We start from the raw sequence: 19,514 nt of genomic DNA, 5'->3' as shown, positions 1-19,514 counted from the left end.
CCACAGAAACCGGGCATCTGCCGGTTTCATCCACAGGCGCGGAGCGCTCCCGGCTCGATTCCCTAGACTCGAATCCATGGCCGCAATCGAACTTCGAATCTTCACCGAACCTCAGCAAGGCGCCACCTACGACGATCTTCTTCGCGTCGCCCAGACCGCTGAAAGTCTGGGCTACGGCGCGTTTTTCCGCTCCGATCACTATCTGGCGATGAACTCCGACGGCCTACCCGGTCCGACGGACGCGTGGATCACGCTCGCCGGAATTGCTCGCGAGACGAAGACGATCCGCCTCGGCACTCTCGTCACGTCGGCCACCTTCCGTTATCCCGGCCCACTGGCCATCAGCGTCGCGCAGGTCGACGCGATGAGCGGGGGCCGCGTCGATTTCGGTCTCGGCGCAGGCTGGTTCGAGGAGGAGCACACGGCGTACGGCATTCCGTTCCCACCGCTGGGAGAGCGTTTCGACAAGCTCGAGGAGTCCCTGGCCGTGATCACCGGACTGTGGGAGACCCCCGTCGGCGAGACGTTCTCGTACGACGGTAAGCACTACCCCATCGTCGACTCACCTGCGCTTCCCAAGCCGGCGCAGTCCCCGCGGCCCCCGATCCTGATCGGCGGTGGCGGCAAGAAGCGCACCCCGGCACTGGCTGCGAAGTACGCCGACGAGTTCAACATTCCGTTCGCCTCGCTCGAGGCCACCGGAACGCAGTTCGATCGAGTGCGGGCCGCGGCGTCCGAGACCGGACGCGAGTTGGCGTATTCGAGCGCGCTCGTGCTGTGCTGCGGCAAGTCCGAGGAGGAGATCGCCCGCCGCGCTGCCGCGATCGGTCGTGACGTGTCCGAGCTGCGGGAGAACGGTGCGGCCGGTTCCCCCGCAGAACTGGTGGACAAGATCGGACGCTACGGCGAGCTCGGAGCATCCCGGGTGTACCTGCAGGTCCTCGACCTGGCCGACCTGGACCATCTGGAACTGGTGGCGTCGGAGGTCATGCCTCAGCTCTGATTCGTCGGCCCCGGCTCGCGCACGCCTGCCCTCAGGCGTGCGCGGGTCGACGCAACCGGGCGCCCAGCCAGCGTGCAGCGGGAGTCTCGACCCAGCGGTAGACGATTTCCGACACGGCGGCCGTGGCGACGAGAAACGCGACGACCGCGCCCGTCGGTCCGGTGTACGGAACGACGTTCTCGTACACCCGGTAGAGAACCAGCGTATGGACCAGGTAGATCGCGTAGCTGCGGGTGCCCGTCCAGCGAACGATCGCCCAGTGCGCGATCCTGCCGTCGTACCGCGCGAGGAGCAGGACCAGACCGGTGACGACGACGATGGTCCACATGTACTGGTCGCCCGCCCAGTAAGCGTGGACGTCGGTTGCCAGTCGCACCACCTCGGCCTGCGCGACGACCGAGACGACGACCCATCTCCAGCTGATGATCCGGGCCCAGCCGAGGTAGATGATCTGCCCGAGGAACAGCGTCGGGAGCGTCGCGGCGATCTTCGACAGCATCGGCACCGACCACGGCTGCGGGATGTAGAGGTTGTAGATCAGCACGGCCGCGCAGAGGAAGGCCCCGACGAGGGGAACGACGACGGGCCACTTCCGCAGGATGTCGCGGGCCGCGATGCAGTACAGGTAGAACATCAGCTGGACCGTCAACGTCCAGGTGACGCCCAGTACGGCGACTTCGGGCTTCAGGAAGAACCCGCCGAGCACGAAGCTGAGCGCGGCTTCGGAGTTGCTGATCCCGTTCTGACCGCTGAACATGCCGTTGATTCCCAGACGTACCAGCAGAATGGCCAGCGCGACGGACACCCACAGCGCCGGGACCAGGCGAGAAAGCCTGCTGACTGCGAAATCGCGTCGCGACTGCCGCATCGCCGAGCGGGTCACCAGCAGGCCGGTCAGGAGCATGAAGATCGCGACGCCGACGAACGAGAGATGGTTGTTGAGGCCGGCTTCCTGGACGAACACCCGGTAGACGACGTCGATCATCCACCAGCCTTCGCCGCGGTCGTCGATCAGGTAGAACGAGATGTGCGAGTAGAGAACGGCGAGTACCGCGATCAACCGCAGCAGGTTCGCGCCGTCGAGTTGGACCCTCGGCGCATGGACGTCCGTGACCGCCTGTCGGGCGTCGACCGCATCGGTCGACCTGCGATGGGGGCTCACGGCGGCCAGTCTAGATTCCTGTTCACCTGCCGGACCAATCGTGACGCCGAGCCGTGACCTCGCCGTGACCTCCCGAGGCTGCCGCGGCAGCGCGGTTTTATTCCGAGAAATGAGTCTCGAGTACAACAGTTGCACTGGGGGTAGTAATGAGATTGGGTTGAACCCGAGAGAAGATCCGCAGCACTACGCGCCGCGCTTCGATCGATGAAGCCGGCGTCGACAAAGAAGGGAACCACGTGTCCGAGTACACCTTGCCCGACCTTGATTTCGATTACTCCGCCCTCGAGCCACACATCTCGGGCGAGATCAACGAACTGCACCACTCCAAGCACCACGCAACGTACGTCGCCGGCGCCAACACTGCGCTCGAGAAGCTCGCTGCAGCCCGCGAAGCCGAGGATCACGGCTCGATCTTCCTGCTCGAGAAGAACCTCGCGTTCCACCTCGGCGGCCACGTCAACCACTCCATCTGGTGGAAGAACCTCTCCCCCAACGGTGGCGACAAGCCCGAGGGTGAACTCGGCGCAGCCATCGACGATCAGTTCGGTTCGTTCGACAAGTTCCGCGCACAGTTCACCGCGGCGGCCAACGGTCTGCAGGGCTCCGGCTGGGCCGTTCTCGGCTACGACTCGCTCGGCAAGAAGCTGCTGACGTTCCAGCTCTACGATCAGCAGGCCAACGTGCCGCTGGGCATCATCCCGCTGCTCCAGGTCGACATGTGGGAGCACGCCTTCTACCTGCAGTACAAGAACGTCAAGGCCGACTACGTCAAGGCGTTCTGGAACGTCGTGAACTGGGCCGACGTTCAGGCCCGCTTCGAGGCAGCCACGTCGAAGACCCCCGGTCTGATCTTCCCGTAAGTCTTCCGCACCGCAGAGGGCCATCACGCATCGTCGTGATGGCCCTTTTCGTGTTTCCCTTCGTTAGCACTCGACACGTCTTGTGTGCCAGCACGTTTCTGGTTCATATTGGGGTGTACCCAGCGTGGCGTACCGGATATTTCTGGGCGAACGAGGAGTGCACATGAGCGATCGCGATCTGATCGGCGTTTCCCCTTTCCATGCCGCTGGGCTTCTGCGCGGGTTCGTGATCTCCGGGCGGTGGCCGGACACGACGAAGGAATGGGCGCAGTTTCTCGTGCTGGCCGTCCAGGTCGCATCGATGCCGGGCCTGCTCACAACGTCGACGGTCTTCGGGGCTCGCGAGGAGCTTCCCGACGATCCGGCCCCGGGAACGATAGGGCTGGTCCTCGCCGAGGGGCCCATCGTGGGTGAGACTGCTGTCACACCCGAGCGGTTCGCGCACCACCAGCCGGCGGCGATTCTGATGCTGCATCCGCCGTCGGAGACCACCCCGTCACTCCCCGAATGCGCCGGCGCGGCGTCCGGGTGTGTCCTCCTTCCCGGCCTGCCGCATCTCGGTCTCGATCATCGCGCTGCCTGGGTGGAAGCGGAATCCGACGGCACCGTGACCTCGATGGTGAGCCGCATCGGCCTCGACCCGATCAGCGATCCCGACACTGCAGTTTTGGCCATGCTCCTCGCGTCCTGAACGTGGCCCGTACAAGAGTTTTCGGGTTCCCAAACTTGCTGCGGCATTGGACTTTTCGACTACCTCCTCCTACTGTGGAGTGCAGCGAAGGGGAGTAGCCCCCAATCATCGTGTCGACATACTGGTCCGCAATCGGGCCCGGCACCGTGAACCGATACCGCTCACGCACAGGCTGCGTGCTCGGCGCCGGTGGGCGAGACCTTCGGTCATTCAGACGACCGAAGGAGTGCCTCCACATGCTGTCCGCGCTGCTGTTGAGTTTCGCAGTCATCTTCGTCGCCGAACTCGGCGACAAATCGCAGCTCATGGCCATGACGTTCGCCTTGCGCTACAAGTGGTACGTCGTCATCGGCGGCATCACGATCGCCACCACCGTCACCCACCTCGTGTCGGTCGCCGTCGGGCACTTCCTCGGACTCTCGATTCCCACCCACCTGATCTCGATCGTCGCCGGAGTCGCTTTCGTCGTCTTCGGACTGTGGACCCTCAAGGGAGACAAGCTTTCCGACGACGAAGGCGACAAAGCCTCCAAGGTCACCCGCTCGGCGTTCATCGCAATCGCGTCGGCATTCTTCCTGGCCGAGCTCGGCGACAAGACCATGCTCGCCACCGTCACCCTCGCCGCGGACAACAACTGGGTCGGCGTCTGGATCGGCTCTACCGTCGGCATGGTCGCAGCCGATGCCCTCGCCATCGTCGTGGGCGCGGTCCTGGGCAAGCATCTTCCCGAACGCATCATCCAGTTCGGTGCCGCAATCCTCTTCTTCGTGTTCGGCGTCTCGCTGTTCTTCGAGGGCGTCATGCCCGGAACGTCCGCGCCCGTGATCTCCGGCGGCGTCGTTCTCGTCCTGTCGGCAGCGGTGTGGGGAGCAATCGCAACCGTCCGGCGCCGTCGCCCGACGCCGGTCGAGGTATTGAACGACAAGTAAGAATCGACGTATCATCTGCCCCGATCAGAACCAGGGGCACATGACAACCATCGACCACGATCCCAGCAGGACGCGCCGCGCCACCCACGACGACAACACGTCGTCGGATCGGCTTCTCCGGACGGTAGCGCGCTTCGTCGCCGCCGGTTACCTCATCTATTTCGCGATTCTGCTGCCGGATTTCCTCCGCACCGCCTACGTGACGGAATCCTGGTGGACGCCCGCAGCGATGGTCGCCGTGTTCGGAACAGGTCTGTCCATGGGAGTGGCTTCCCTGGCCACGGACACCAGGTGGATCCGCGTCACCGGTGCCGTAGCGACCTTCACCTTCCTGGCCGCCGCGCTGAGCTGGTGGCTGGCGTGGGACAGCTCCGTCGTCGACACCAACGGAATGCCCCTGGCGTCGTTCCCCGGCCTGGCGGGACTGGCCGCGGCCGCGTCGCTGCCGTCATGGTTGGCTTTCGCACAGCTGACCGTCACTGTCGTCTCGGTTCAGCTCAGCATCAACATTCTCCGTGGTCCACTGCTGGACGGCCCGTTGCTGGCGGACATCACGTTCGCGCTGATGTTCTGCTCCATCTTCGTGGCCGCCACCTTGGGCGTCATCCGCACCGCACGCATTCTCGACAGCACGCGCGAAACCACCCACCGACAGGCGGCGACGGAGGCTGCCGTCAGCGCCCGCGCCGTCGAGCGTGAGCGTTTCGACGCCCTCATCCACGACGGCGTGTTGTCCTCCCTTCTCGCGGTGGCTCGCCTCGGACGCACCGAGGGCGTGATCCGACAGACCGAGCACACTCTCGCTCAGCTGGACTCGCTGCGAAACCACTCGTCCGCCACGACGTTCGATGTCGACGAGGCGCTCGCCCGGTTACGTTCGGCCGCAACGAATGTCGACGAGGAGATCGAAATCGCCGTCGAATCACGCACCGACGCTCTGTATCCCGCCGAGGTCATCCGCACGGCCAGTGCCGCCTTGGCCGAGGCAGTTCGCAACAGCGTCACGCACGCAGGTTCCGACGCGACGCGGGTCGCAACGTTGTCGCTGACGAGGGACGACATCTCCATCGTGCTGTCCGACGACGGGTCCGGGTTCGACCCCACCTCGGTCGCGCCGCATCGCATGGGGATCGCGGTGAGCATCGTCGGACGCATGCGCAGCCTGCCCGGTGGCTCCGCGCGCGTCGAGTCGGACAAGAACGACGGTGGCACGACGGTGGCACTGCACTGGTCGGCACCGTCGTGAACGGCACCCGGAGCACGCACGACGCGTGTCAGGACGGCTCGGGTCAGGATATTCGCGACCTCATCGGACTGCGGTCGCGATTCGCGACGGGACTGGTCGCCCTCTACATCTTCACGTGTTTTCTCTGCGCCGCAGCGACGTTGGAGGGAGTGAGCTCCCCGTGGCCGATCTTCGTCTCCGCTGGGTTGTGCTCGATCGGTGCAGTCACGATGATCACCGCACCAGGAGATCCACTGCCGTGGCGGTACACCGTATTCATCGCTGCCCTCGGCCCCGTCAGCTGCGCGTTGACCTACAGCGTGATTCCCGTTCCGGTCAGCAGCCCACTGCAGACCTGGCCGCTGGGCACGAGCGTCGCATTGTTCACGGCCCTGTGCGTGCGAGGACGAACGTCGGCAGCGTGGGCCGGACTGGGGACGACGGTTGCCGTGACGATCTTCTGGTCCGTCCAGACCGGGCAGGGCGCCGCCTACGGCATCGCCTTCGGCGTCATCAACGCTGCCCCGCTGCTGATGTCGACGTTCTTCGCGTTCACCCTCCGGCCCCTCGCTCGCTCCGTTTTCGCGCTGCGTGACCAGTCGACGTCGCGAGTCGCATCCGAGGCGGCCGCCGCAGCCGTGCTCGAAGAGCGTGACTCGCAACTGCGTCGGCTCGACGAACTCGCTCGCCCACTCCTCGAACGGACCGTCCACGGCCCCGACCTGGCTCCCGAGGAGATCGCGTCGTACACCCTGCTCGAAGCCGAGTTGCGGGATTCGTTGCGAGCGCGCGCTCTTGTCACCGATCGACTACGTACGTCGGTGCGGACGGCACGCGACCGCGGAGTCAGCGTCGTACTCCTCGACGACCGCGCCGACGTCGAACTCGACCCCGCGGTGCGCGACCTCGTCGTCGACTCCGCAGCGGAGCACATCGACGGGATGGCGAGCGGATCGGCCACTGTGCGACTGCTCCCGGCAGGGCGTCCCGCCCTCGCCACGATGCTGGTCGATTCCGAACGGACCTACCGAATCGAGTACGAGCACGACGGTCGGGCTCGCGAAATCAGCCACTGACACCGAGTGTGATCCACTGCACTTCTGTCACTCCGCCGGCTGCGACTCACTGCTGTCCGGTTATGGTGCAGAACGAGACAATCACGGTCAGCGCTGATCGTTTGCGCCGATCGTCCACCGCTCTAGTCGAGGAGATGTGCACGTGGAGATTTCGGGAACAGCAGCGTTGGTCACAGGCGGGGCGTCCGGCCTCGGTGCGGCAACGGCCAAGCGCCTCGCCGACGCCGGGGTGACGGTGTTCGGCCTCGACCTGGCGCAGTCGATCGAGCGGGCGGGCGACAACGTGCCCGACGGTGTCACGCTCATCGCCGCCGACGTCACCAGCGAAGCCGACGTCGAGGCAGCCCTCGACACCATCACCGCGTCCGGGGTGCCCCTGCGCATCGTCGTCAACTGCGCCGGTGTCGGCTGGGCGGGACGCATCCTGTCGAAGAAGGGCCCGCACGAGCTCGAGCTCTTCCGCACCGTCATCACCATCAACCTGCTGGGCACGTTCAACGTGATGCGCCTCGCCGCCAACCGAATTCAGTCACTCCCGACGGTCGACGACGCAGGGCAGCGCGGCATCATCGTCAACACCGCCTCCGTCGCCGCCTTCGAAGGCCAGATCGGCCAGATCGCGTACACGGCATCGAAGGGCGGCGTGCACGCGATGACCATCACCGCGGCCCGCGACCTCGCCCAGGTCGGCATCCGCGTCAACACCATCGCCCCCGGAATCGTCGACACCCCGATGCTCGCCGGCGTTACCGAGGAATACCGCAAGGGCCTCGAAGCCAGCGTCCCGTTCCCCTCGCGTCTCGCACAGCCGGCGGAGTACGCACAGCTCGTGCAGATGCTCGCCGAGCACGACTACCTCAACGGCGAAACCATCCGCATGGACGGCGCAATCCGCATGGCGCCGCGGTAAGGGCATCCGGGTTCCGGCAGCCCCGATTTCAGGCTCCGGCGCGCAAGGATTCGAGGGTGGGGATTTCGAGGTCCGCGCGGTCGGTCATCCACTCGCGCAGGACTTTCGTGGCTTGGACGTCGTCTTCGTTGTAGACGAGTAACCGTTCGCGCTGACTGAGGTCGGGTTCCCCGTCGTAGCCGACGGCGTCGCGGTACCAGCCCATGGACGCCTCGCCGCCGGCTTCGTCGTCACGCCAGGTGAAGCCGGCGACGGGGGCAATTTTCTTCAGCCCTTTGCCGCCGGGGCAGATGAATTGGTCGCTGACTGCCTGGTAGATGTCCACCCATTGTTCGCTGTCGATGAATTCGCGGATCTCGGCCTCGGTGGGAACGCCGGGAACGGCGCCGAAGCGTCGGGCAGAATCAAGAAGCCACTTGTCCTCGGCCTGGCGCGAATAGCAGTACGCAGCAAAGGTTTTACCGCGTTCGGCGGCGTCACGGCGCTTGCCCATCAGCCAGCCCCAGAATTCCGCGAACGATCGCCCCTCGTCGACGGTCGGCAGCGGATCCCACGTGACGAATCCTCGGTAGACCGGGGGCTGCCCTCCCTGCTCGGTGAGCAGCGTGCCCCACAGGTAGGCGCCGTGCTCCTGGTAGCTCTCCATGTCCACGTCGACCTCGACGTCAGCGCGGTGGACCGTCGTTCTCTCGGTCCGGCGCAGAAGCGGAACATCCGCGCGCCACGCCGTCGCTGCGGCAACGGCGTCGTCGAAGCTGCCGAACGGCCAGTCCTCCGGTTCCGGTCCGGTCCAGTCGGCGAGGTCGTCGATGGTGAAGACGCCGTGCTCGCGCAACACCTCCGCACGCATCCCCGACGCCACCAGCGACACGTCGCGGTTGGCGGTGAGCTGCGGTTTGCAGTCCGACCACCATGAGCACGACCGACACTCGCTCACCTGGGAGGGCACGGTGAAGCTCTCACCCCGCGCGACGGCGAGACGGTCCGCGAATCGTGAATCGTATTCTGCGAACACGGTCTCGAGGTCGTGAACGAGGATGCACTCGGCGCGATATCCGATTGCACCGCCGAGTGCAGTGGGAGAGGCGAGGCCCTCACGTTCGAGCATTCGGTAGAGATGCGCGAGGCGCAGTTGGTCCCGCAGCTGACTGCGAACCTTGCGGGTCTCGTCGACGCTCGGTGTCCATCGGTCGAACGGAGTGGTGGTCGCTCCCCGGCCGGGGTCGGTGACCTTGTGGTTGACGACGATGACCGGGATGTATCCGGCACCGGACGGATCGAGCATCAGCATCTCGCTGCGGCCGCGGCGACCGTGCTCGTGATCGAGGGGAAGCACGGCGTTCCAGATCCAACGGGCCTTGCGCCTGCACGCCGCCATCGTCATCTCCGACGCCGACCTGGCGTCGGGGGCGTCGATCTCCGTCCACCCGGATTCGGTGGCTGCGAAGGCGGCACGGGTGGCCTCCCGGTGGGCCGCCGCGGCCTCACGCCGTTGCCGGACGCCGGGATTCTCCGGTTCGTCGCGCTGCAGCGCGGAGTAGGCCGTGTCCAGGTACAGCCGGTGACGGCACCGCGTCAGGGACCCGGCGTCGATGAGTACCGACGACCGCATTCCGGCTGACCGTGTCGCCGCGACAGGCTGGCTGTTCACAGTTGATGAGCCTATGTCCCCCCACCGACACGCCCCATGCGACCCACCGCTGCGTCAGCGATAGGCTGTGTGTCAGCCAGCGCGAATACCGCGCCCGAACCGTACCGAAGCTGACGTTAGGGGCCTTGTCGATGGGGTTGTTCCGCAAGCGCAAGGGTCGTGCCACTCGTAAGGCCGAGGCCAAGGCGCTCAAGCACAAGGCAACACTCGAGGCCAAGCTCGGAGCGAAGAACGAGCGCAAGCAACTGAAGTCCATCGCGAAGGCACAGAACAAGCTGAGCGCGGTCGAGGCCAAGTCGCAGAAGAACGTCGAGAAGGCGCAGATCAGGACTCTTCAGGCGCAGCAGAAGGCGGCGCTGCAGGGGTCGTTCAACGCGGCTCAGGTGCGCAAGTACATCTCGATTGCACGGGTGTTGATCCCCGTTCTGACCCCCATCGTCTACCGCAGTGCTGCGGTTCTGCGGAACCGTCTGGACGAGCGCAAGGCAGGCAAGCTGGGCGTCAACCCCGCCGAGCTGAGCGAGTACAGCGGCTACGGCGCGAAGCTGAGCGCACGTATCGCCGGCTCGGAGAAGTCGCTTGCCCAGGTCACGGCCAACAGCTCCGACGCCGAGACCCGCAAGTTCTCCGACGCGATCTCCCAGCGCCTCACGGATCTGGGTACCGCGGTGCGGACGTCGGAACAGATGCCTCCCGCACGTCGCAAGGCTGCGCACAACGCCATCTCGGCCGAGCTGGACGGCATCGAAGCCGACCTTCTGGCTCGTCTCGGCGTTCGGTAGTACCTCCGGTTCCATGAGGTCGCCCGCTGCTTCGCTTCGCGGCGGAGCTGTCGGCGCGACGACGGTGTCGCTGTCCGTGGCAGCGCACGGGTGGGCCGACGGCGGGTATCCGTCGGGCTCCGCGGCTGTGCTGGTACTGATCGTGGGCCTCGGGATCGGCGCCGTGTCCGCTGTGCCGCGGTCCGGCCGCGCGACCGTGCCCCTGCTTCTCGCGGGGATGGTGCTCGGCCAGTTCGCGTCGCACGTCGCCCTGGTCGTCGGAGACCCGCACGCGATGATGCACGGCCATACCATTCTGCCGAGCCCGGCCATGACTGCATTCCACGTTGCCGCATCGGCGCTGGCTGCGGTGTTGGTGTGCGCAGCCGAGCGGCTGTACGGGCCCATCACCGCCGTCGTCCGATCGGTACTGGACCCGCCGCAACGCCTCGCCGTTCCACCCGGGCTCGCCGTCGAGATCGCGAGCCCACTTCCCCGTGCACCATTCGAGTTCACGACATCCATCTCGAGACGTGGCCCGCCGACGCCGGCGTGACTCTCCGATCATCTCTGCCACATCGTCTTTCGAGAAAGTACCCATGCCATGAACAGCTTCGTTCGTCGTGCCTCGATCATCGCAGGCACCGCGTCACTCGCCCTCGTCGTCGGAGCGGGTGCAGCCTCCGCACACGTGACGGTCGCCGCGCCCGACGCCGCGCAGGGCGGCTACGCCGTCCTGACCTTCCGCGTCCCCACCGAATCCGACACCGCCGCGACGTCGTCGGTCCGGGTCGAACTACCGGGCCTCAATTCCGCACGCACTCAGCCCATTCCGGGGTGGACCTCGGTAGTGGACAAGAACGCCGAGGGCCGCGCCACCGCGGTCACGTGGACCGCGGGCCCGGGCGCCGAGGTGCTTCCCGGCCAATTCCAGCAGTTCCTGCTGTCCGCGGGTCCTCTGCCCGAGGAAGACACCGTCAGCTTCCCGGCCGTTCAGACCTACAACGACGGCGAGGTCGTCGAGTGGACCGAGGAACCGGCCGCCGACGGTAGCGAGCCCGAGTACCCGGCGCCGTCGCTGACACTCGCAGCCGCCGGTTCCGACGGACACGGCGGTCACTCCGTCGATTCCGCCGCGGCGTCGGATTCGACGGAGACAGCACAGAGTTCCGATTCCGACACGACCGCCCGGTGGCTCGCCGGCGGAGCCTTGGTACTCGGAGCTCTCGGTGCCGCACTCGGCATCGGCGCGACTGTGCGAGGACGCCGGTCATGAGGAAACTGATCGTCGCGGTGCTCGCGATCTCGGCACTGCTGATCGGCGCACCCACGGCATCCGCCCACTCGGTGGTCACCGGATCGAACCCGGCCGACGGATCCGAGATCGCGTCCGGCCCGGCGCAGGTGTCGATCTCGTTCAACGAGGTTCCGCAGTCGCAGTTCGCGACCTTGAACGTCGTCGGACCCGACGGCAACCTGTGGTCCAAGGGCGACCCGCGCATCGAAGGACAGAGCATCGTCGTCGACGTCGGCGAACTCGGACCGGTCGGCGAGTACACGATCGCCTATCGCGTGACGTCGGCCGACGGTCACCCCATCAGTGGGACACTGGGATTCACGTTGACCGCGGAAGGATCCGGCACGCCGGGCGCGGCCGCATCCGCCGCCGCGGAGGGTGAGTCCGACGACGGCAGCGGCGGGGGAATTCCCGTCTGGATCTTCCTCGTCGCGGGTGTCCTCGTCTTCGCAGGCGGACTCGCCTACGCGTTGCGCAAGCCGAAGGACAAGTAGCTGAACGCGTTCCGCCGGTGGTGGGTGCTCGCCGCGGGGGCGGCGGGCATCGTCGGGGTGGGGCTGGCATGGTTGCTCGCCCACCCCGACGGCCCCGACCCGTCGTCGGTGCTCCGCGTCGTCGCGGACTGCCTCGGCGCGACGATGCTCGGACTCGCGCTGCTGCGTACGGACCTGTTTCCGGATCGATCGAAGCCTTCGGTGTGGCGTACCGCCGTCGTCGTCGGCGGGACGTGGACCGCGGTGGAAACGGCACTGCTGGCGACGGCAGCAACCGAGTCGTTCGGGGGCGGTATCGCAAGATTGTCGGTGTCGAACTTCGCGACGTTCCTGACCGACATCACCGTCGGGCAGTTGGGTGTGGTGACGATCCTCTGTACCGCCGCGGCAGTGGCGTATTCGCTGTTCGCGTATCGGACGGCGCCACCTTCGGCGCCGACGCAGCGGCGTCGGCGCGATCTGTCCCCGGTACCCGTCGTCGTCCTCGCCGTCGTCGCGCTCGTGGCGCGTCCCGTCACCGGGCACATGTCGCAGCAGGTCCTCGGCGCGTTGTTCGTGTCCGTGCACACCGTGGCGGCGTCGGTGTGGATCGGCGTTCTGGCCGCGATGGCCCTGACCTTGCGTGCCCGGGGCGCCTGGGCCGCAGTGTTGCCCGTGTATTCGCGCCTGGCGTGGTGGTCGGTGTGGACTCTCGCCGTGAGCGGAACCGTCAACGCTGCTGTGAAACTCGGTGGTCTGCCTGCCCTGTTCGACACCGGATACGGCCGTATCGTCCTCGGCAAGACCGTTCTTCTCGTCGTCCTCGTGGTGCTTGCCCGACGGTTGCGCGCGACCTGGCTGGTGTCGGTGGCCGCGCATCGCACGAAAGCCGACGAGTCGACCGTGCGTGCTGCTCTCCACGTCTGCGTGCTTGCTGTGGCGTTCGGTTTGGCTGCGGCTCTGGCAACGACGGCGTAGTCCTTCACGCCCCGTCCACTTCGCGTTTCCCGCGGCGACCGACTCGCGTCGTTCGGGACGGTCACGATGTCAGCTTCGTCGTTCGTCAGGAGCTTGTCACGTGATACCTTTTCGCCGCCCGGTCGTGGGCGTCCTCGTTTCGATTGCCTCGATAGCTGCGCTGTCCGCGTGCTCCGAGCCAGCCGACCCGACTGTCGACAGCACGGAGTCCAGCGGCGGGACCCTCACGGTGTACACCTCCGAACCGCAGGCGAAGATCGACGCACTCAACGCGGAGTTCACTGCCACGAATCCGGACATCGAGGTGCAGGTCTACCGCGCCGGCACCGGAGATCTCAATGCGCGTATCGCTTCCGAGCGTGAGACGGGTTCGATCGGCGCGGATGTGCTCCTGGCTGCGGACGCACCGACGTTCGAGGGGTACAAGGACGAGAACCTGCTGCTCCAGTACACCCCCGCGGACGTGTCCGCGTTGAACCAGGAAATCGTCGATCCGGACGGATATTACGTCGGAACCCGCATCATCCCCACGGTGATCGCCTACAACACGGGTGCCGTGTCGGAGCCACCGACGTCGTGGCAGCAACTCGCCGACCCGAAGTACAAGGGGCAGATCACTCTTCCCAATCCGGATGTCTCCGGTGCGGCGGCATTCAACACGGCGGTGTGGTTGAACGAGGAGTCGCTCGGTCAGCCGTGGCTCGAAGGCCTGGCCGCGAACGAACCGATCGTCGCCGAGAGCAACGGTCCCGTCGGGCAGTCCGTTGCGGCCGGCACTCAGCCGATCGGGATCGTCGTCGACTATCTGGTTCGCGAACTGGCGGAGAAGGGTTCGCCCATCGCGCTCGAGTACCCGACGGACGGTGTTCCGTACATCTCCCAGCCTGCGGGCATCTTCGCCGATTCGAAGAATCAGGACGCGGCGAAGAAGTACGTCGACTTCCTCGTCAGCAAGCAAGGCCAGGAACTCGCGGTCGAGCAACAGTACCTTCCCGTGCGCGGTGACGTCGGAACCCCCGACGGCGCACCGGCTCTCGACGATCTGAACCTGCTGAACCCCGATCTCGCCGAGATCACGGCATCTCAGCCCGAGGCGGTCGAGAGGTTCAACGAACTTGTCGGGTAACCCCTATGTGAGTGGTCTGGTGTCCCTCAGACTGCTCCTGTGGGTCGTGGTGTCGGTGTCGATCCTGGCGCCCATTGCTGCCGTGGTATCGATCGGGCTGGGCGGCAACCATGTTCGTGAACTGATCGACGGCGGGATCGTCGACGCCGCCGTGAACAGCGTCGTGTCGGCGGGACTGTCGGCATTGTTCGCCGTGGTGATCGCCGTCGCGATGGCCCTGCTGCTCGACCGGACGGATCTTCCCGGTCGCTCGGTGCTGCGGCTCGTCCTGCTGTCGCCGTTGCTGATTCCGCCGTTCGTCGGGGCGATCGCGTGGACCGGCCTGCTCGGGCCGAGCGGGATGATCAACAAGTTCTGGGCCGAACGGTTCGGCGGACCACTGTGGAACGTCTACGGCGGAGACGGCGTGGTCTTCCTCCTGACCATCCACTCCTATCCCATTGCGTACTTGATCGTCGCAGCAGCACTGCGCCGCATTCCCGGTGACCTCGAAGAGGCTGCGCGGATGTCCGGGGCACGCCCGCTGCGCGCACTGACGTACGTGACATTGCCGTTGCTTCGGCCGGCCGCGGTCGCGTCGTTCACGTTGGTTGCGGTCTCGAATCTGGCGGATTTCGGGATTCCCGCCCTCGTCGGACTGCCGGACCGATACGTGACGTTGTCGACGATGGTGTATCGGTTCATCCAATCGGGAACCGTCGCACAGCCGTTGGAGGTGGTCTCGGCCATCGGCATCGTCCTGTTGCTGCTGGCAGTGGTCGCGGTTGCGGTGGACCGAGGACTCAGCCGCGGCAGTGCAGCTCTCGACGGACCGGTCACTCCCCCGACTCGGCTCGCGCTGGGGCGCAGCCGGTCGGCGGTGGGCGTCGCCACCTGGCTTCTCGCACTAAGTATCACGGCCCTGCCGATCTTCGCGCTCGCCACCCAGGCATTGCTGCCCGCGCCCGGCGTTCCCCTGACGTGGGCCAACCTCACTCTCGATTCCATCGTCGCAGCCGTCACTGCCCCTGGAACGGTTGTCGGTATCCAGAATTCGCTGATGCTGGCGATCGGCGCCGCGGTGATCTGCGGAGTGGTCGGCCTGACTCTGGGTGTCGTCACGACGCGCACCCGCTCACGGGACAATACCGGCCTCGACCTCGTCGCGATGCTCCCGCAGGCCATACCGGGCCTGGTCATCGCAGTCGGATGGCTGATCGTCGGACGTTGGACCGGCCTGTTCGACACCCGCTGGGTGATCCTGTGCGCTTACGTCATGGCGTTCCTCGCGATCGTCGTGCAGGCCGTCCGAGCGCCGCTGCTCTCGACGCCGCTCCAACTCGAAGAGGTCGCCCGCTCCTCCGGCGCCTCACCCGCACGAGCCTTGTACGACGTCTCGTGGAAGATGACGATTCCCGCTGCCACCTCCGGTGCCGTTCTGGTGGGCTTGACGGCGGTGCGCGAGCTCACCATGTCGGTTCTCCTCGTCGCCCCCGGCACGCAGACCCTCGGAGTGTCGATCTTCAACCTGCAGCAGGCGGGCGACTACAACGCGGCATCGGCCCTGTCCCTTCTCGTCGCCCTGGTCGGGATCGCCGGACTCGGCCTCGTCGCGGGTGTCTCCGACCGAAAGAAGAATGCCTGATGTCCGCCATCTCCCTCGATGCCGTCGACCTCGAATATCCCGGTGGCGCCGTCGGTCTGCGCGGCATCGACCTCCGCATCGCCGACGGCGAATTCCTCGCCTTGGTCGGTCCGTCCGGCTCCGGTAAGACGACCCTGCTGCGCACGGTCGCGGGATTTCTGACGCCGACGTCGGGCACCATCACCATCGGCGGCGACGTCGTCGCAGGTGGGCGTCGCCCGATCGCACCCGAGCATCGCGGACTGGGCATGGTGTTCCAGCAGCACGCTCTGTGGCCGCACCGCACCGTCGGGAAGAACGTCTCCTACCCGTTGGAGCTCGCCGGGATGTCGCGCTCGGATCGCAAGCGGCGTGTGAGCGAAGTCCTCGAACTCGTCGGCCTACCCGGTCTCGAATCGAGGGATCCTTCGACGTTGTCCGGAGGTCAACGGCAGCGAGTTGCCTTGGCGCGGGCTCTGGCGAGGACGCCGCGGGCACTGTTGCTGGACGAGGCGCTCTCCGCGCTCGACGAGCCTCTGCGCGACCGACTCAGACTGGAACTTCGCTCGCTGACGCGCGCCGCCGGACTGACCGTCATCCATGTCACGCACGACCGGAACGAAGCCTTGGCGCTGGCCGACCGTGTCGCGGTGCTCGACGGTGGTTCGATCGCGCAGATCGGCACCCCGGAGGAACTGGTGCAGCAGCCATCCTCGGCGTTCGTCGCACGGTTCCTGTCCGACGCCAACATCATCACCGGCGTCGTCGACGGCGGCAGATTCCACGCCGACGATCACCCGCTGGAAATAGTGCTCGACGTCGTCGAAGGCGCTAGGCAGGGCCGTGGGACGTTGACCGTCATGCCGTCGGACATCGCCCTCGGTCCAGGTTCACCTCACGACTGTGGCGCAGGCGTGATCACGTCGTCTCTGTTCGGCCGAGAGGCAAGCGACGTCGTCGTCGACTCGCACGGGGTCGACTTCCGCTGCTCGGTGCGCGGTCCGCGCCCCGCAGTGGGCGACGGCGTCATCATGACCATCGAGCGCGGAATGTTCACGCCAACTTCGGGGTAGTCCCTACCGTCGCACGCGGTGTCGATCGGATTGTCCGTTCTCGCCGTCGGTGTGACCCACGAGATAGGTAAAATAGTTGTTTACCTCATCTATTTATCTATATGGTTGCGGACAGCAAGTAATTGACTCGAACCGTTGGAGCCCTCATGGCAGTAAGAACTACCACCGCGGAAGCGTTGGTCGAAGAGGTATTTCTCTTCGGTCGTGCGCTGAAGCGGGCCGTGACCACCGGAGATGAGGAGTCACCCCTGCCGCAGGCACTGACCGGAGTTCTGGCCATCCTCGCGACGGAGGGTGAATGCAGACAGACCGACCTCGCCAACAGGCTCTGCGTCAGCCAGTCCGCCCTCAGCCGGCAGATCGCAGACCTGGTGGATCTCGGATACATCGACCGAACGCCCGATCCCGACGACAAACGCGCATCACGCGTGCGTGTCTCGTCCGACGGCGGCGAGAAGCTCAAGGTCATCTGGGACCGTCGCGCGAATCGACTGCGCGAGATGTTGAGCGACTGGAGCGAAACGGAGGCGCTGGCCGCCCTCGATTCGATTCAGAAACTCAACAACACATTCAACGAAGACGCGCAGGACACAGCGCACTTGAAACTGATTGCGAGATAGAACAATGTCAACCACCGAAGCTCCGCCCAATATTCAACAGGCCGATCCCGACGCCATGTCCCACCGGCAGATCCTCGAGGCCCTCACCGGACTGCTCGCCGCGCTGTTCACCGCGCTGCTGAGCACCACCATCGTCTCGACGGCACTGCCCACCATCATCGGTGACCTACAGGGTTCGCAGACCGCATATTCCTGGGTCATCACCACCGCTCTGCTCGCCAACGCAGCATCGACGCCCATCTGGGGCAAGCTCGCCGACCTGTTCAACAAGAAGGTCCTGGTCCAGAGCGCGATCGTCATCTTCGTCGCTGGTTCGCTCATCGCAGGCTTTGCACACAACGTGCCACTGCTGCTCGTCGCCCGTGTCATCCAGGGCATCGGCATGGGTGGTCTGACGGCACTCGTCATCGCCATCATCGGCACCATCGTCTCCCCGCGTGACCGCGGCCGTTACTCCGGTTACACCGGCGCTGTCATGGCTGTGTCCATGTCCGGCGGACCGATCCTCGGCGGCGTGATCGTCGACAGCCCCCTCGGCTGGCGCTGGTGCTTCTTCGTCTGCGTTCCGCTGGCCGTCATCGCCCTCGGACTGCTCCAGAAGACGCTCCACATCAAGACCGAACGCAAGGAGAACGTCTCCATCGACTGGCTCGGCGCGCTCCTGCTCACCGCGGGCGTCTCGGTCCTGCTGGTCTGGGTTTCGTTCGCAGGCAAGGCGGACTACTACGCATGGATCTCCCGTGAGACCGCCTACCTCGTCGGCGGCGGAGTTCTGCTGCTCGTCCTGACCGTCATCGTCGAAGCCAAGGCCAAGTCGCCGATCATCCCGCTGAAGATCGTCACCGAGCGCACCACCGGCCTCGCCATCATCGCCTCCATCGCAGTCGGTGTCGGCCTGTTCGGCGCCACCACCTTCCTCGGCCAGTACTTCCAGACCGCACGCGGCTACACCCCCACCGAAGCCGGACTGCTTTCCATCCCACTGGTGTTCGGCATGCTCGTCGCCTCCGTCGGATCCGGCCAGCTCATCACCAAGTTCGGAAAGTGGAAGCCGTTCATCGTCACCGGATCGGTACTGCTGGTCATCGGATTCCTGCTTCTCGGAACCATCGACCACGCAACCAGCCTGTGGACCGTCGGCGTCTTCATCACCATCGTCGGACTCGGAACCGGCATGCTGATGCAGAACCTCGTTCTGGCAGTCCAGAACACGGTCAGCGTCCACAACATCGGCGCAGCGTCGTCGACCGTCGCGTTCTTCCGCACCTTCGGTGGCGCGATCGGCGTCTCGGTTCTCGGATCGCTCCTCGCGACCCGCGTCGCCGAGAAGTCCGCAGCCGGCCTCGCCCAGCTGGGCGTGGACAGCTCCGGAAGCGCAGGCGGAGGATCACTCGACCTGAGCTCGCTGCCCGCACCGATCCTCGCCGTCGTCCGCACCGCCTACGGCGATGCCACCGGACGGATCTTCATGATCGCCGGATTCGTCGCCATCGTCACGCTGCTCGCGGTCATCATGATCCCGAACCGCCCGCTGCGTAAGACGATCGACTTCGCCCAGGCACCTGTCGAAGGCGAAGAGACCATCGAGGTCCCGTCCTTCGGTGACACCCGCGAGTACGTCGCAGCAGAGCTCGACGGAACCGGGCGCCACGAAGCACCAGCAGGTTCGGCACCGTTCGAGGGCCTCAGCACCGATGCACGTGATCGACTGCTGAACCTCCTGCTCCCCGAACCCAAGGACACCCTCGAAGCACTCGACGAAGCCGAGGCCATCCGCGCCGAAGTCGTCGCACTGCAGCAGGAACTCGACGCGAAAATGCTCGACTTCGACGCCGTCTGCGAGCGACTCCGTCGCCTCGGACTCAGCGAAGATCAAATCGCCCGAGTACTCGGCGACGCACACGTCCCTGATCCTCATCAGCACTACGTCAACTCCGGACTGAACGGCCACAGCGTCAACTAGTTCGACAACACGAAAGAGCCCGCACACCCCCCGGTGTGCGGGCTCTTTCGGTGTCGGAGCACTCCCCGCCTTTCCGGACCGAACGTGACGTTCGGTCACTTGGAGTGACCGAA

General features: G+C 65.8%; 19 protein-coding genes. 17 read left to right on the top strand and 2 right to left on the bottom strand.

Going from position 1 to position 19,514, the window contains the following annotated elements:
* The first annotated feature begins 85 nt into the window (after positions 1–85).
* On the top strand, positions 86–1,003 hold the full coding sequence (locus CH290_RS23865; protein WP_026348126.1) for an LLM class F420-dependent oxidoreductase: 918 nt from the start codon (positions 86–88) through the stop codon (positions 1,001–1,003).
* A gap of 31 nt (positions 1,004–1,034) precedes the next feature.
* Here the strand turns inward: CH290_RS23865 and CH290_RS23860 are convergent, their stop codons facing one another.
* A complete protein-coding gene (locus CH290_RS23860; RefSeq protein ID WP_033189365.1) occupies positions 1,035–2,165 on the bottom strand; it encodes an acyltransferase family protein in 1,131 nt (376 codons plus the stop codon).
* Positions 2,166–2,401: 236 nt separating this feature from the next.
* Between CH290_RS23860 and CH290_RS23855 the strand changes: the two genes are divergently transcribed.
* From CH290_RS23855 to CH290_RS23830, 6 genes are all read left to right on the top strand, one after another.
* A complete protein-coding gene (locus CH290_RS23855; RefSeq protein ID WP_019667073.1) occupies positions 2,402–3,025 on the top strand; it encodes a superoxide dismutase in 624 nt (207 codons plus the stop codon).
* Positions 3,026–3,188: 163 nt separating this feature from the next.
* Positions 3,189–3,716, top strand: a complete 528-nt coding sequence (locus CH290_RS23850; RefSeq protein WP_019667072.1) for a hypothetical protein — start codon at positions 3,189–3,191, stop codon at positions 3,714–3,716.
* Between the two features lie 236 nt (positions 3,717–3,952).
* On the top strand, positions 3,953–4,645 hold the full coding sequence (locus CH290_RS23845; protein WP_033189366.1) for a TMEM165/GDT1 family protein: 693 nt from the start codon (positions 3,953–3,955) through the stop codon (positions 4,643–4,645).
* Between the two features lie 40 nt (positions 4,646–4,685).
* Positions 4,686–5,891, top strand: a complete 1,206-nt coding sequence (locus tag CH290_RS23840) for a sensor histidine kinase (RefSeq protein WP_033189367.1) — start codon at positions 4,686–4,688, stop codon at positions 5,889–5,891.
* The gene (locus tag CH290_RS23835; protein WP_019667069.1) at positions 5,888–6,946 is read left to right on the top strand and encodes a DUF8320 family protein; all 1,059 of its coding nucleotides are present in this window, start codon (positions 5,888–5,890) and stop codon (positions 6,944–6,946) included. The genes CH290_RS23840 and CH290_RS23835 overlap by 4 nt, the downstream gene beginning before the upstream one ends.
* Positions 6,947–7,088: 142 nt before the next feature.
* Positions 7,089–7,856, top strand: coding sequence for an SDR family NAD(P)-dependent oxidoreductase (locus CH290_RS23830; RefSeq protein WP_033189368.1), 768 nt, complete (start codon positions 7,089–7,091; stop codon positions 7,854–7,856).
* A gap of 28 nt (positions 7,857–7,884) precedes the next feature.
* Here the strand turns inward: CH290_RS23830 and CH290_RS23825 are convergent, their stop codons facing one another.
* Positions 7,885–9,468 carry a TM0106 family RecB-like putative nuclease gene (locus CH290_RS23825; protein ID WP_033189567.1) on the bottom strand — a complete coding sequence of 528 codons (1,584 nt, stop codon included), beginning with the start codon at positions 9,466–9,468 and terminating at the stop codon, positions 7,885–7,887.
* Between the two features lie 170 nt (positions 9,469–9,638).
* Here CH290_RS23825 and CH290_RS23820 point away from each other — a divergent pair, with 170 nt between their 5' ends.
* From CH290_RS23820 to CH290_RS23775, 10 genes are all read left to right on the top strand, one after another.
* On the top strand, positions 9,639–10,289 hold the full coding sequence (locus CH290_RS23820) for a DUF6474 family protein (RefSeq protein ID WP_033189369.1): 651 nt from the start codon (positions 9,639–9,641) through the stop codon (positions 10,287–10,289).
* A 13-nt stretch (positions 10,290–10,302) separates the two neighbouring features.
* A complete protein-coding gene (locus CH290_RS23815) occupies positions 10,303–10,824 on the top strand; it encodes a hypothetical protein (protein ID WP_033189370.1) in 522 nt (173 codons plus the stop codon).
* A 48-nt stretch (positions 10,825–10,872) separates the two neighbouring features.
* Positions 10,873–11,544 (top strand): YcnI family copper-binding membrane protein, encoded by a 672-nt coding sequence (locus CH290_RS23810; protein WP_033189371.1) that lies wholly within the window; start codon positions 10,873–10,875, stop codon positions 11,542–11,544.
* Positions 11,541–12,059, top strand: coding sequence for a copper resistance CopC family protein (locus CH290_RS23805; RefSeq protein WP_033189372.1), 519 nt, complete (start codon positions 11,541–11,543; stop codon positions 12,057–12,059). The genes CH290_RS23810 and CH290_RS23805 overlap by 4 nt, the downstream gene beginning before the upstream one ends.
* Before the next feature lie 24 nt (positions 12,060–12,083).
* The gene (locus CH290_RS23800) at positions 12,084–13,016 is read left to right on the top strand and encodes a CopD family protein (protein ID WP_033189373.1); all 933 of its coding nucleotides are present in this window, start codon (positions 12,084–12,086) and stop codon (positions 13,014–13,016) included.
* A gap of 124 nt (positions 13,017–13,140) precedes the next feature.
* Entirely contained in the window at positions 13,141–14,142 is a 1,002-nt protein-coding gene (locus CH290_RS23795; RefSeq protein ID WP_033189374.1) for an ABC transporter substrate-binding protein, read from the top strand.
* Positions 14,143–14,149: 7 nt separating this feature from the next.
* Complete coding sequence (locus CH290_RS23790; protein WP_033189375.1) at positions 14,150–15,766, top strand: ABC transporter permease; 1,617 nt, start codon at positions 14,150–14,152, stop codon at positions 15,764–15,766.
* A complete protein-coding gene (locus tag CH290_RS23785) occupies positions 15,766–16,818 on the top strand; it encodes an ABC transporter ATP-binding protein (RefSeq protein WP_020112319.1) in 1,053 nt (350 codons plus the stop codon). Before CH290_RS23790 ends, CH290_RS23785 begins: the two co-directional genes overlap by 1 nt.
* 146 nt (positions 16,819–16,964) lie before the next feature.
* On the top strand, positions 16,965–17,438 hold the full coding sequence (locus tag CH290_RS23780) for a MarR family winged helix-turn-helix transcriptional regulator (RefSeq protein ID WP_019667059.1): 474 nt from the start codon (positions 16,965–16,967) through the stop codon (positions 17,436–17,438).
* A gap of 4 nt (positions 17,439–17,442) precedes the next feature.
* Entirely contained in the window at positions 17,443–19,401 is a 1,959-nt protein-coding gene (locus CH290_RS23775; protein WP_019667058.1) for an MDR family MFS transporter, read from the top strand.
* Positions 19,402–19,514: the final 113 nt, after the last annotated feature.

The sequence above is a fragment of the Rhodococcus sp. 06-156-4 genome, from assembly GCF_002259345.1.
GTDB lineage: Bacteria > Actinomycetota > Actinomycetes > Mycobacteriales > Mycobacteriaceae > Rhodococcoides > Rhodococcoides fascians_E.
Note: the sequence above shows the minus strand (reverse complement) of the source record. Positions and strands in the feature narration are given on the sequence as shown.